This is a genomic window from Corynebacterium sp. UMB8791 (genome assembly GCF_054166365.1).
In genome coordinates this window covers 17,342-29,763 of the sequence record NZ_JBSZCG010000011.1, presented here as the reverse complement: position 1 = coordinate 29,763, position 12,422 = coordinate 17,342, and the positions used below count along the sequence as shown (strand labels likewise).

General features: G+C 66.9%; 13 protein-coding genes. All 13 read right to left on the bottom strand.

Annotated features, from left to right (window positions below):
• Nucleotides 1-170: 170 nt before the first annotated feature.
• From lysS to hpt, 13 genes are read right to left on the bottom strand one after another with little or no spacing between them, the layout of a single operon-like run.
• Complete coding sequence (gene lysS / locus ACXIUA_RS00175; RefSeq protein ID WP_457975856.1) at nt 171-1,721, bottom strand: lysine--tRNA ligase; 1,551 nt, start codon at nt 1,719-1,721, stop codon at nt 171-173.
• A 25-nt stretch (nt 1,722-1,746) separates the two neighbouring features.
• On the bottom strand, nt 1,747-3,141 hold the full coding sequence (locus ACXIUA_RS00170) for a DHA2 family efflux MFS transporter permease subunit (RefSeq protein WP_457975855.1): 1,395 nt from the start codon (nt 3,139-3,141) through the stop codon (nt 1,747-1,749).
• 13 nt (nt 3,142-3,154) lie between these two features.
• Entirely contained in the window at nt 3,155-4,441 is a 1,287-nt protein-coding gene (locus ACXIUA_RS00165; RefSeq protein WP_457975854.1) for a hypothetical protein, read from the bottom strand.
• A 57-nt stretch (nt 4,442-4,498) separates the two neighbouring features.
• Nucleotides 4,499-5,305 carry a pantoate--beta-alanine ligase gene (locus tag ACXIUA_RS00160; RefSeq protein WP_457975853.1) on the bottom strand — a complete coding sequence of 269 codons (807 nt, stop codon included), beginning with the start codon at nt 5,303-5,305 and terminating at the stop codon, nt 4,499-4,501.
• Nucleotides 5,302-5,937, bottom strand: a complete 636-nt coding sequence (locus tag ACXIUA_RS00155; protein ID WP_457975852.1) for a hypothetical protein — start codon at nt 5,935-5,937, stop codon at nt 5,302-5,304. Before ACXIUA_RS00155 ends, ACXIUA_RS00160 begins: the two co-directional genes overlap by 4 nt.
• Complete coding sequence (locus tag ACXIUA_RS00150; RefSeq protein ID WP_457975851.1) at nt 5,934-6,746, bottom strand: DUF6779 domain-containing protein; 813 nt, start codon at nt 6,744-6,746, stop codon at nt 5,934-5,936. Before ACXIUA_RS00150 ends, ACXIUA_RS00155 begins: the two co-directional genes overlap by 4 nt.
• 10 nt (nt 6,747-6,756) lie before the next feature.
• Nucleotides 6,757-7,224 (bottom strand): DUF3180 domain-containing protein, encoded by a 468-nt coding sequence (locus ACXIUA_RS00145; RefSeq protein ID WP_070361896.1) that lies wholly within the window; start codon nt 7,222-7,224, stop codon nt 6,757-6,759.
• Nucleotides 7,221-7,682, bottom strand: coding sequence for a 2-amino-4-hydroxy-6-hydroxymethyldihydropteridine diphosphokinase (gene folK / locus ACXIUA_RS00140; protein WP_457975850.1), 462 nt, complete (start codon nt 7,680-7,682; stop codon nt 7,221-7,223). Before folK ends, ACXIUA_RS00145 begins: the two co-directional genes overlap by 4 nt.
• On the bottom strand, nt 7,682-8,062 hold the full coding sequence (gene folB, locus ACXIUA_RS00135) for a dihydroneopterin aldolase (protein ID WP_070361894.1): 381 nt from the start codon (nt 8,060-8,062) through the stop codon (nt 7,682-7,684). Before folB ends, folK begins: the two co-directional genes overlap by 1 nt.
• Nucleotides 8,055-8,906: a dihydropteroate synthase gene (gene folP / locus ACXIUA_RS00130; protein ID WP_457975849.1), complete on the bottom strand. Its 852-nt coding sequence runs from the start codon at nt 8,904-8,906 to the stop codon at nt 8,055-8,057. The genes folB and folP overlap by 8 nt, the downstream gene beginning before the upstream one ends.
• Nucleotides 8,907-8,908: 2 nt before the next feature.
• Nucleotides 8,909-9,481 carry a GTP cyclohydrolase I FolE gene (folE, locus tag ACXIUA_RS00125; RefSeq protein WP_070361892.1) on the bottom strand — a complete coding sequence of 191 codons (573 nt, stop codon included), beginning with the start codon at nt 9,479-9,481 and terminating at the stop codon, nt 8,909-8,911.
• Nucleotides 9,471-11,765, bottom strand: coding sequence for an ATP-dependent zinc metalloprotease FtsH (gene ftsH / locus ACXIUA_RS00120; RefSeq protein WP_457975848.1), 2,295 nt, complete (start codon nt 11,763-11,765; stop codon nt 9,471-9,473). Before ftsH ends, folE begins: the two co-directional genes overlap by 11 nt.
• Before the next feature lie 18 nt (nt 11,766-11,783).
• A complete protein-coding gene (gene hpt, locus ACXIUA_RS00115; protein ID WP_176754803.1) occupies nt 11,784-12,392 on the bottom strand; it encodes a hypoxanthine phosphoribosyltransferase in 609 nt (202 codons plus the stop codon).
• Nucleotides 12,393-12,422 lie beyond the last annotated feature (30 nt).

Genomic DNA, 12,422 nt, shown 5'->3' with positions numbered 1-12,422 from the left:
AGTTCCTACGCTCGGGAACCATTTTGCGTTCGAGGCCGGTTCTGGTCGACCGGCACTGGAGTTCCTGCAGGTCACGACGCCTGTCGACGAAGAAAGTTCCCGCCATTCCTAAAATCGCGGGAACTTTCCTGAAAGCGTGGCCAGCCGGGCCCAACCAAAGCGAACCAGTCCTACGCCTCCGGCTTTACCAGCGGGAAGAGGACGGTCTCGCGGATGCCGAGACCGGTCAGCGCCATCAGCAGGCGGTCGATGCCCATGCCGCAGCCGGCGGTTGGTGGCATGCCCTGTTCCATCGCGGCGAGGAAGTCCTCGTCGAGGACCATGGCTTCGTCGTCGCCGTGGGCGGCGAGGCGGGCTTGGTCTTCGAAGCGTTCGCGCTGGATGACTGGGTCGACGAGTTCGGAGTAGCCGGTGGCCAGCTCGAAGCCGCGGACGTAGAGGTCGAACTTCTCGGTGACGCCGGGCAGCTCGCGATGGTCGCGGGTCAGTGGGGACGTCTCGACTGGGAAGTTGATCACGAAGGTTGGTTCGTAGAGCTGGTCGGAGCAGAGGTGCTCCCAGATCTCCTCGACGAGTTTGCCGTGCAGCCAGCCCTCATCCTTCGGCACCTTCAGACCGATGACGTCGGCGATGCCCTTCAGTTCCTCCACGGAGGACTCGATGGTGACCTCAGGCTGGCCCGGGAACTTGCGCTGCAGCGCCTCGTTGAGGGAAGGGTACATCTCCATGACCTTCCACTCGCCGCCGAGGTCGTACTCGGTGCCGTCTGGAAGGGTGACGGTGGTGGAGCCGAAGACTTCCTTCGCGCAGAACTGCACGAGTTCCTGCATGGTCTTCGCGCCGTCCTTGTAGGTGCCCCACGCTTGGTAAGTCTCGAGCATGGTGAACTCGGGCGAGTGGGAAGAGTCGACGCCCTCGTTGCGGAAGTTGCGGTTGAGCTCGAAGACGCGCTCGATGCCGCCGACAACGCAGCGCTTGAGGTAGAGCTCCGGTGCAATGCGCAGGTAGAGATCCATGTCGAGCGCGTTGGAGCGGGTAATGAACGGGCGGGCTGCGGCGCCGCCGTGCAGGGTCTGCAGCATCGGTGTCTCGACCTCGACGAAGTCGTGGCCGGTGAGGAACTTACGCACAGCTGCGATGACCTTGATGCGGGTCATGGCGTTCTTGCGGGCGTCCTCGCGCATAATGAGGTCGGTGTAGCGGTGGCGGACGCGCTGCTCCTCGTTCATGTCAGCGAACGCGACCGGAAGTGGGCGTAGCGCCTTGGACGCCATGTGCCAGGACTGCGCCTGGACGGAGAGCTCGCCGCGGCGGGAAGCGATGACGCGGCCACGCACGGAGACGATGTCGCCGAGGTCGGTGTCGGCCTTCCAGGACGCGAGCGCCTCCTCCCCTACCTCTGCGAGGGAAAGCATGACCTGCAGCTGGGTGCCGTCGCCCTCCTGGAGGGTGGCGAAGCAGAGCTTGCCGGTGTTGCGCTGGAACATAATGCGGCCCGCGACGGCGACGACGTCCTGGGTCTCTTCGCCCGGCGCGAGGTTGAACTTGCCGTCGCCTTCGCCCTCGGGCACGGCACGGTACTTCTGGCGCAGCTCGCGCAAGGAGGTCGTGCGGTCGACGACGACTGGGTAGGCGTCGCGGCCTTCGCTCAGAAGCTTTTCGCGCTTCGCACGACGGAACTGTTGCTGTTCGGAGAGGTCCTGCGTTGTTTGATTCTTCACGCTGACCTAGCCTAGTCGGTCCGGGTCAGCCGTGGTCAATTAGTCGTGTATTCGGCTTGCCTCCCACGAAGCACACGGCTACAACGACGAGCAGCATGCCGACGCCACCAACGATGAAGGCGCGCGCCGTCCCGTCGGAGGCGCTGCCGGTGGCCTGGGTGCCCATGGTCATCGTTGCGATGAACACCGCGGTGCCCGCCGCCCCGCCGAGCTGCTGCAACGTGTTGAGCGCCGCGGAGCCGTGGGCGTAGAGCTGCGAGGGCAGCGAGGACAGTGACACGGTCATGAGCGGGGTCATGATCATGGACATCGCCACGTTGACCAGGATCAGCACGGCAACGAGCTGCCACTGTGGGGTGTCATCGGCGAGGATGGCCACAAGGATCCACTGGGAGGCCAACATCAGCACCGCACCCGGGATGGCCAGGGGGCGTGGGCCGTAGGCGTCGTAGCAGCGCCCCGCAATTGGGGACGCGACGCCCTGCGCGATACCGCCGGGCAGGAGAATCAGGCCGGTGGCAACGGTGGAGATACCAAGGCCGACCTGCATGTAAACAGGCAGGATGTTCACGGTGCCCAGCAGGATGCCGAAGGCGATGAACACGCCGACAACGGAGAAGGCGAAGTTGCGGTGGGCGAACACGCTCAGGTCAAGCAGCGCGCGCCCGGTTGGCGCCAGTCGCAGCTGCCTGCGCACGAACAGCACCAGGAACACCGCGCCGACCGCCAGGGCAACAAGAGGGGTCCAGGAATCGCCGGTGAGCAGGGAGGTGATCGTCGATAAGCCGTAGACGAGGCCGCCGAACGCGAGTGCTGAAAGGAGCACCGACAGGATGTCGAGTGGAGCGTCGTGGCGCTCGCCGACGTTCGGGAGGGCGAACACCGCGAGCAGCACCGCCACGGCTGGGATGGGCACCATCACCCAGAAGATGTGGTGCCAGGTAAACGCGCCGAGCACGAAGCCGGCGAGCGTGGGGCCAAGGGCGGGCGCCACCGACATCACCACCGCGTTGAGTCCCATCACCGTGCCGCGGCGCTGCGGGGCGACCACCGTCACGGTGACCGTCATGAGCAGCGGCAACATCGCCGCCGTGCCAAGCGCCTGCACCACGCGCGCGACGAGCAACACCCCGAACGAGGGCGCGGTGGCCGCCATGACGCAGCCGACGATGAACAGCGCCATCGAGGCGAAGTAGACGGCGCGAGTGCTGAGGCGTTGGATGACGAAGCCCGAGGCCGGGATCGCCACGGACATGGTGAGCAGGAAGCCGGTCATCAGCCACTGGGCTGTGTCGGCGGGTACGCCGAAGTCCGCCATGATTGCGGGCAGGGCAACAGCGACGGTGGTCTCGTTGAAGATCATCATCATCGCGGAGACCACCAGCACTCCAATAAGCAGTACTGGGTTCGTTGATTTCATAGCCCGGCTTAGGCTACTCCTCGTCGGTCGCTGGGGCACACAGTGGCAGGTCGAGGCGCTGTGCCTCGGCATCATCGCCGTTGATGACCACCATGTACTCGCGCTCAGTGCGCGGGGTCAGCACGAAGGCCGGCGGCGTGGCGTCGGGAAGCTGGTAGTCGTAGATGAGGCACTCGCCGGAGCCAAGCACGACGGCCTCCTTCGGGTCCGGCAGGACGCGATCGAGCGCATCAGAGGACACATACTTTGCGACGGAGACCCCCAACGTCTCGTTCGCGCAGCGGATCTTGCCCTCCTGGCCCTCGTCCGGCGTGGCGGAGTCACAGATCAGGCCGTGCCAACCCTTCTGCCCGGCCTTGTCGGACACGATGCCAGGGTAAGTCTCGGCGATTTCGGCCTCGACGCCGACCCACTCCTCACCGCGGTGCTGCATCCAGTACCAGATGCCGCCTGCGGCGATGAGCAGCAGCGCCACGATGGCCGCGATCCACGGCCAGAGCTTGAACTTCTTCTCGTCTTCTGGGCGCACGTACTCGCCGGTCGGCCCATACGGGTAGGGCTGCGGTGGCTGGCGGTAGCCGTCGGTGGCGCCCGGCGCGACCGGGGACACCTCCGGCTCATCGAGAGGTTCACCGGCGACGGCGTTGAGGTAGCCGACGCAGCCGGTGGCGGCGTTGGCGGCGTCCTCGTCAACGTCGAGGCCGGTCATGGAGTTAAAAAGGTCGATAAAGCTTGCGACGTTCGCCGCGTGTTGCTCCTCGGCGTGCTCGGGCGCGGTGGCCGTCGGGCCGACCAGGGTGAGCTTGACCGGGACGCTGGACCAGGCTGGCTGCACCAGCATCCGGGACGCGTCCACGGAGCGGGCCACGAACGCGCCGAGGCCCTGGGCGTCATAGTCATCGATGGCTTCGGCCACGCCGATGAGCAGCTCGCGGGCCTCGGCGGGGGTGAATACGCCGCCGTCGGCGTGCTTGTCGGCGATCAGGCGGGCGAGCGAAGCGCCGGTCGGGGCTTCGCGCAGTACGTAGAGGTGGCCGTCGTCGGTGTAGCCGGCGCTGCGCGGCTGGAACGCGCCCGGGTGGTTCGAGGCGGCAAGCGCCCGGTTCAGGCCTGCGATGTCGCGGCGTTGGTTCTCGGGCTGGGCGGCGTCGAAAAGCTCGACTTCGACGGCCTGGCCTGCATCATTGCTGGCGACGAAGAGCTGTGAGTCTTCGGTGCGCCCTGTGGCTTGGACTTGCTCGGGGGTGAAGTCCATGCCGAAGCGCTCGTTCAGGATTCCAGCAATCAGGTCTATAGGCATGCCAAAGAGTGTAGCGAATAACTCGCCGTTTCTCGCTATGGCCCTCGTCTTTCCGCCCTAGTCCTCGATGTGTTTGAAGCCGATGCCGAGCGGCAGACCAACGTTGTCGTGGAGGCGCACCGTGCCGCCGTCGGTGGCGGGCAGGTCGATCGCGGCGAGCAGCCGGGCGTCGCCCTGGGCAGGGGCCTCGCGCATAGCCAGGTCGCGCACGGCGAGGTAGGCAGGCGTGACCCCTGCGGCTTCGAGCACGCCGCGCACGGTGTCCAGGACGGTCTCGGCGCCGTGTTCGGCGGCGTGCGCCCCCGCGGTCAGGGCGGCGGACAGCGCAAGCGCCTGGTCGTGGGCGTCTTCAGCGACGCGCTCGTTGCGCAGCGAAAGCGCCAGCCCGTCAGGCATGCGCACGGTGGGCACGCTGTGCAGCTTCACCTCCATGCGCAGCCCAGACACGGCCAGCTGGGTGGCCACGAGCAGCTCGAAGTCCTTCTCCCCCATCACCAGGTCGGTGGCGTGCGTGGCGTTGAGTACCGCCAGGATGCGGGCGACGTCGCGGGACACGGCGTCGGCGTCGTCGAGGTGCTCCATCCCGGTGCGCACGCTCACGGCGGTGCGCAGCTCGCCGTGGAAGACCACGTCCACGCCCTCGTTGCGGAAGGTCTCGGGCACCTCCTCGCCGGAGTAGATGACAAACACGTACGCGCCGAGCAGCGACTTCGCCGCCCGGATCAGCTCGATGTGCCCGGCGTGGACGTCGGCGCCCAGCGGTACGACCGCAATCGTCTTGCCAATCTTGCGGAATGCGCGCCCGTAGGTGGCCAGCAGCTGCTCATCACGCACGACAACCGCGTTGCCCGGTTCAAAAGTCACAGGTCTTCCTCTCGTTGCTGCGCCGCGCGGCGCTCCAATACTTCTACTAGTCGACGCACCCCTTCTCCCCCAACCGGCTCTCGGTCGAGCGGGCGCAGCGGCGGCAGCTCGGCGCCGTCGAAGGCGTCCGCGACCGCCTCGAAGTTGGGGTTGGCCTGCCGCAACAGCGCGAGTGCGTCCTCCCGGACGACGCGCTGCAGGGCGCGAAGGTGCTGGGCGGTGGCCACCAGTGGGCGATCCGCATCCGTGATCGGCATCGTGACCTGCCCGAGCTCCCCGAGCAGCAGCGCGATCACGGTCTCCCCCAGCTCGTCGGCTGCGGAGGTGACCCACACGTTGTCCACGATGTTGTGCGCGCACATGACGACGGCCCCTGCGACCTCCACCTCGTCGAGGAGCTGGGCGCCGTGGTCCAGGTTGGTGTGCCAGAACATCTGCCTCGGGCGCACGAACGGCGCGCACTCGGCGGCGGCACGTTCGATGAAGTCAGCGGAGCCCTCGAGGAGCACCAGGTCGGCGGCGGCGATGTCCGCGGCCACGCGCGGGTACGTCACGCGGTGCCCGGCGCGCGCGAGCTGATCACTCAGCGCACTGGGGCCGCGCCAGGCGGCGATAGTCAGCGTTGGGCTCATTTGTTGCGGCGCGCTAGCAGCTCGGCGACGGAAACAGCGTTCTCGCCAGCCGCGTCACGGCGGCGGCGTCCCCCAACACGCGGGGCTGGTTCCGGCACGGCCTCGATGACCTCAGTGACTGGCTGCTCGTGGCGGCCGTGCTCAGGCTCAGGCTCTGGTTCCGGTTCGGGCTCCGGCTCAGACACTGGCTCGGGTACAGGCTCCGGCTCCGGAATTGGTGTCGGTTCAGGCGCCGGCTTCTGCGCTTCTTGCGCTTCCTGCGCTTCTTGCTTCGCCTGGTGCTCGCTAATCAGCGCCGTGAGCGGGTTCTGCGTCTCCCGACTCGGCTGGCTGCCAATGCGCCCGGCGATCGCGTCGGAGGACGGCGCCCCGGCCGGGCGGTCTTCGGACGGTTCGTAGGTGGGCTGGGTGAAGGACTCAATCTCCTGGATGCGGCGCGCCGCGGCGTGCACGGCGGCGGGCTCGTACTCGAAGACGTGCCCGCTCATCTCCTCGATCGTGGAGCGCAGGGAGCGCAGCTCCTCCTGGATGTCGCGCAGCAATTCCTCGGAGGGGGCGTCGACACCCGAGGGTGCGCCAGCGCGCGCGGCCTCCAGCTCTGCGGCGAACGTCTTCTCCCGCTCCTCCTGCAGGCGCACGGCCTCCTCGTTGTCGCGGCGCAGGCGGTAGATCACGATGAGGCCCGCGACGGCGGCCCACAGCGCCAGGATCAGCGAAAGCTTGAGTATGTTCGCGGAGTTGGTAAACAACATCACCACTGTGCCTGCAAGCGCAGCCACAAATGGAACAATCACCCAAGTATTTTTCATGCCCACTACCTTAGCTAACCTGTTCTCCACTTGAGGGTGGCGACACCTCACACACCCGTTCCAGCACGACACCGGCCACCGCCAGCGTGACGCCGCCCAACGCCCCGGAGACCAAGGGCGGCACGTCCTGCGCCGCGGCCATCAGCACGTGCATCCGGGGCAGCACGAAGAGCAGGCACCCCGCATACAGCCCGCCGCTGACCGCGCCTGCCCAGGTGCAGGCCTTGCCAAACAGCATGAAGTTCGCCGCCATCATCGGGTTGAGCTGGCTGCGATCCAGGCCAACCTTGCCCTCATCACGGCGCTTGTGCACCATGAACGCAACGTAGAAACACACCGCGGCGACGATCCAGAGGCTCAGCGGCACCACCATGTTCAGCGACTCAAGCAGGCCGAACAGGCGGCGCACCACAATGAACGCCGCGGCGGTACAAAACCCGAACACGGCGATCACTCCGGACAGCGGCGTGCGTTTCACAGCTTGCGAACCCCCTGCGGCTCCAGCTCCGCGAGAATCTCGCTGACCGGGCGATCGAGCAGCTTGGCGTGCGGGTCAATCTCCAGCCAAGGAACCAGCACGAACTCGCGCAGGTGCGCGCGAGGGTGTGGCAGCGTCAGCTCAGGGTCATCGCTGCGGTAGCCCTCGAAGTCGATGATGTCCACGTCCAGCGTGCGCGGGCCCCAGCGCACGTCGCGCACGCGGTTCGCCTGCTGCTCCAGGCGCTGGCAGCGGGCGAGGAGGTTGTAGGGGTCGTCGCTGTCGGTTTCGATAAGAAAGCTCTGGTTGAGAAAGTCTGGCTGCTCCACCCCGCCCCAGGGCGCGGTGGCGTAAATCGAACTTGCGTCGAGGAGCTCGGCGGCGAACTCGTCGGCGACCGACTGCAGGTGGGCGCGCGAGTCCTCCATGTTGGAGCCTGCCGAAATCACCGCGCGCATCAGCGGGCCCCCATCCGTTTACGGGAACGGCGTGCCACCACGGCGACGTCCTCGAAGGGAAGCGGGATCGGCGCGTGCGGCTTGTGCAGCGTGACCTCCACCGCGTGCAGGATGTCGAAGCGCTCCATGGCGGCCTCGGCGATCTCGGTCGCGACCGTCTCGATGAGTTGGCGCGGCGTGCCCGAGGCGATGTCGCTGGCCAGCTGGGCTAGCTCCGCGTAGTTCATCGTCTGGGTCAGGTCATCGGTAGCGGCGGCGCCTGCGAAGTCGAGCCAGCAGGTGATGTCTAGCAGGAAGCGCTGCCCGTGCTCGCGCTCGTGCGGCAACACCCCGTGGTGTGCGTAGACGGACAGGCCCTTGAGTTCAATGCGGTCAGCCAAGGTTGCCCGCCTTCCACGCGGCGGCCACGTCCACGGCGTCGCGGGAGACGGCCACCTCGTGCACGCGCACGCACCAGGCGCCGGCCTGAGCGCACAGGGCGGTGACGGCGGCGGTGGCTGGGTCCGCATCGACCGGGCCGTGCTCGAGTCCGCGGGCGGCGCGCACTCCGGTGAGGAAGCGCTTGCGGCTGGCGCCCACTAGCAGCGGGTAGCCACAGTCCATGAGCGCGGGCAGCGCCTGGAGCAGCTGCCAGTTCTCCTGCGGAGTCTTGGCAAAGCCGAGGCCCGGGTCCAGCGTGATCTGCTCGGGGCGCACCCCGGCGGCCGTGGCGTTGGCAACCAGCTCGTCGAAGAGGCCGAGCACGTCGGCCACCACGTCCCCGCCGTGGTCGGCGGCGCCGGAGGCGTTCACGAACTGCTGGGCGCGCCAGTGCATGAGACACACCGGCAGGTCCGTGCGCGCCATCGTGGCGTACATGTCCGGGTCCGCGAGCCCACCAGAGACGTCGTTGATAAGGTCCACGCCCGCCTCGGCGGCGGCCTCAGCGGTGGCGGCGCGCATCGTGTCCACGGAGGTCCGGATGCCGTCCTCGTGAAGGGCCCGGATCACCGGGACAACGCGCGCCGCCTCGACCTCGGCGGGCACACGCGTCGCGCCCGGCCTGGTCGACTCCGCACCCACGTCGATGATGTCCGCGCCCAGGCGGACCAGCTCGTGGGCGTGCGAGAGGGCGTCGTCAACTGCGAGCCACTTCCCGCCGTCCGAAAACGAATCTTCCGTGACGTTGACGATGCCCATCACCGTCGTGCGCCCCGGCGCGGTGAGATCCTGCACACTGACCATTGCTAGCTCCTTATCAGGCTCAAGACCTCGGCCCGGGAGGCGGCGTTCTTCTGGAAGCCGCCGCGCACCGCGGAGGTCGTCGTCACGGCACCAGGCTTGCGGATGCCCCGCATCGCCATACACAGGTGCTCACATTCCAGCACCACAATCACGGCGGAAGCCCCCAGCTTATCGACGATCGCGTCCGCAATCTGCGCCGTCAACCGCTCCTGCACCTGTGGCCGCTTCGCGTACATATCGGCCAGGCGGGCGAGCTTCGACAGGCCCGTGACCTTGCCTTCCTTGCCCGGGATGTAGCCGACGTGCGCCTTGCCAAAAAATGGCACCAGGTGGTGCTCACACGTGGAGTACACCGGGATGTCGCGCACCAGCACGAGCTCCCGGTAGTCCTCCGCGAACGTCTTCTCCAGCACAGCGGTCGGGTCCTGGTGCAGCCCCGCGAACACTTCCTCGTACGCCTTCGCAACCCGCGCCGGGGTTTCCTTCAGCCCCTCACGGTCCGGGTCCTCGCCGACGGCGATGAGGAGTTCGCGCACCGCGGCTTCGGCGCGGGCGCGGTCGAACTTACTGGTCATCCTCGTTGCTCCTGTGTCGTGGCAGCTGTTTGGTTTCTTCCTCGGAGGGGCGGTCGGGCCGGTCGGGCCGCTCGTGCTCCGGCAGGCGGAACCCGATTTCCTCGTCCGGGCGGTAGTTGTCCATGCCCGGGTGCGTATCCGGCTCAGGCGAAGTCTTTGGCTCTGGCGCGGGCTCACGCTTCGGCGCGCCCGGGTACGTCCAGTCGCTCGGCGGCTTCGGCCCGCCGTAGGTCGGGGCGCCTCCCGCAGGCGGCGGTGGCAGCGGAGCGCCGTGCTCCTTCTCCCGTTCTTTTCGACGCCGCTCCCGCGTCTCACGCGACGCCTCAAGGATGGAGAAGCGCTTCGGCGGCTCCTCACCACGCTCCTCGGCAAGCTCGACCGGGGTCTTGACGGGCTCGCGGCCGATCTGGCGGCCGAAGCGGATGTCGTAGGCGGGTAGCTCCGGCCGGTGCGGCTCCACGCCCTCGAGGAGCGCTTCGAGGTCTTGGCGGCGCAGCGTTTCCTTCTCCAGCAGCTTGGACACCATGGTGTCCAGCTGGTCGCGGTACTGCTCCAGGATGCCGTAGGCGGTGGCGTGGGCGGCGTCGATAAGCGTGTGTACCTCCTTATCGATCGTGGCCGCAACCTCCGGCGAGGACTCCATCTTGGCGCCGGCTCCCATGCCGGAGAAGGCGTCGCCCTGCGCCTGGCCGTACTTCACGGTGCCGAGCGCCGAGGTCATGCCGTACTCGGTGACCATCGCGCGCGCGATCTTGGTGGCCTGCTCGATATCGTTGGACGCACCCGTGGTCGGCTCGCCGAAGACGAGCTCCTCCGCGGAGCGCCCGCCCATGGCGAAGACAAGCTGGGCAAAGAGCTCGTCGCGGTTGTACATGCCCTTGTCGTCCTCGTCGGCCGTCATGGCGAAACCGCCGGTGCGGCCGCGGGCGAGGATGGTGACCTTGTAGACGCGCTCGATGTCTTTCAGCGCCCACGCCGAAAGCGTGTGCCCACCCTCGTGGTAGGCGGTGACCTTCTTCTCCTTCTCCGAGATCACCTTGGAGGAGCGGCGCGGCCCGCCGATCACGCGGTCCGTGGCCTCCTCCAGCGCGTCCGGGGTGATCACGTTGCCGCCGATACGGGCGGTGAGCAGCGCGGCCTCGTTGAGCACGTTGGCCAGGTCCGCACCGCTCATGCCGGCGGTGCGCTTCGCCAGCGCATCCAGGTCCACATCCTTGGACAACGGCTTGCCCTTCGCGTGCACCTTCAGGATCTGGGCGCGGCCCGCGATGTCCGGGTTGGTCACCGGGATCTGACGATCGAAGCGGCCCGGGCGCAGCAGCGCCGGGTCCAGGATGTCCGGGCGGTTCGTCGCCGCGATCAGGATCACGCCTTCGCGGTCGCCGAAGCCGTCCATCTCCACGAGCAGCTGGTTGAGGGTTTGCTCGCGTTCGTCGTGGCCGCCGCCCATGCCGGAGCCACGCTGGCGGCCGACGGCGTCAATCTCGTCGATAAAGATGATGCAGGGCGAGTTCTCCCGTGCCTGCTTGAACAGGTCGCGCACGCGCGAGGCGCCCACGCCGACGAACATCTCCACGAAGTCGGAGCCAGAGATGGTGTAGAACGGCACCCCGGCCTCGCCAGCGACGGCGCGGGCAAGCAGCGTCTTACCCGTGCCGGGCGGGCCGTACAGCAGCACGCCACGCGGGATCTTCGCGCCGAGCGACTCGTAAATCTTCGGGTCGATGAGGAAGTCCACGACCTCCTGCAGCTCATCGACAGCCTCGTCCGCACCCGCGACGTCCGCGAACGTGTTCGTCGGATTGTCCTTCGACAGCTGCTTCGCCTTCGACGACCCAATCCCGAACATGCCGCCCCCGGCCTGCATGCGGTACATGAAGAAGAACAGCAGGCCGAAGATCAGCACCATCGGCAGCATGAAGCCGAGCATCGACATCAGGAAGGACTCCTGCGTCACGTTCGTCTTGTACTTGTCCGGGGCGGCTTCCTTCACCGCGCCGAAGATCTCCGGCGTAGTTCGGGCCGGGTACTGGGCGCTGATCTGCTCGACGCCCTCGCGCTCTTCAACCTTGATCGGCTCCCGCAGGTCAATGCGGACGCGCTGCTCGCGGTCGTCGATCTGGACTTCCTTGGCGTTCTTGTTCTGCAGCTGCTCCATCGCGATCGACGTGTCCACGCGCTGGTAGCCGCGGGTGTCGTCCCCGATGAGGGTGAGCAGGTACAAAACAATAAGCACGGTGGCGCCGATCAGGCCCCACCGCAACACGTTTTTATTCTTGGTCATACAGCTCTTCTGTGTGTATTAGATGTCCTCAGGCGCGTCGGAGTAGACGCGAGGGTGCAACGTGCCCACGTACGGCAGGTCGCGGTAGCGCTCGGCGTAGTCCAGGCCGTAGCCGATGACGAACTCGTTGGGGATGTCGAAGCCGACGTCGAGAAGATCAATCTTGGCCTTCTGCACCTCAGGCTTACGCAGCAGCGTGATCACCTCGAGGCTCTTCGGGTTACGTCCCGACAGGTTCTTCAGCAGCCACGACAGGGTCAGGCCGGAATCAATGATGTCCTCGACCACGAGCACGTCGCGGCCTTCGATCTCCTTGTCCAGGTCCTTCAGAATGCGCACCACGCCCGAAGAGGTGGTGGAGCTGCCGTAGGAGGACACCGCCATGAACTCCATCTCGCACGGGATGGAGAGCTTGCGTGCAAAGTCCGTCAAGAAGAACACAGCGCCCTTGAGCACGCACACGAGCACCAGGTCCTGCTCGGAGTCGCGGTACTTCTCGGAGACCATGTCAGCCAGCTCTTGGATGCGCCGCTGCAGGTCTTCCTCGGGGATCAACACCGCCTCTACGTCGTCTCCGTAGCGGTGTGGCGCAACGTTGAAATCCTTCTTGTCATACAGCTCGGTCATCGGGTGCCCTTTCTCAAGCCCTTCTCGGTT

Excerpts from the sequence above, each read along its gene's own strand:
- ACXIUA_RS00170 (WP_457975855.1), bottom strand. The coding sequence starts at position 3,141 with ATGAAATCAACGAACCCAGTACTGCTTATTGGAGTGCTGGTGGTCTCC.
- ACXIUA_RS00165 (WP_457975854.1), bottom strand. The coding sequence starts at position 4,441 with ATGCCTATAGACCTGATTGCTGGAATCCTGAACGAGCGCTTCGGCATG.
- ACXIUA_RS00155 (WP_457975852.1), bottom strand. The coding sequence starts at position 5,937 with ATGAGCCCAACGCTGACTATCGCCGCCTGGCGCGGCCCCAGTGCGCTG.
- ACXIUA_RS00150 (WP_457975851.1), bottom strand. The coding sequence starts at position 6,746 with ATGAAAAATACTTGGGTGATTGTTCCATTTGTGGCTGCGCTTGCAGGC.
- folK (WP_457975850.1), bottom strand. The coding sequence starts at position 7,682 with ATGCGCGCGGTGATTTCGGCAGGCTCCAACATGGAGGACTCGCGCGCC.
- folP (WP_457975849.1), bottom strand. The coding sequence starts at position 8,906 with ATGGTCAGTGTGCAGGATCTCACCGCGCCGGGGCGCACGACGGTGATG.
- folE (WP_070361892.1), bottom strand. The coding sequence starts at position 9,481 with ATGACCAGTAAGTTCGACCGCGCCCGCGCCGAAGCCGCGGTGCGCGAA.
- ftsH (WP_457975848.1), bottom strand. The coding sequence starts at position 11,765 with ATGACCAAGAATAAAAACGTGTTGCGGTGGGGCCTGATCGGCGCCACC.
- hpt (WP_176754803.1), bottom strand. The coding sequence starts at position 12,392 with ATGACCGAGCTGTATGACAAGAAGGATTTCAACGTTGCGCCACACCGC.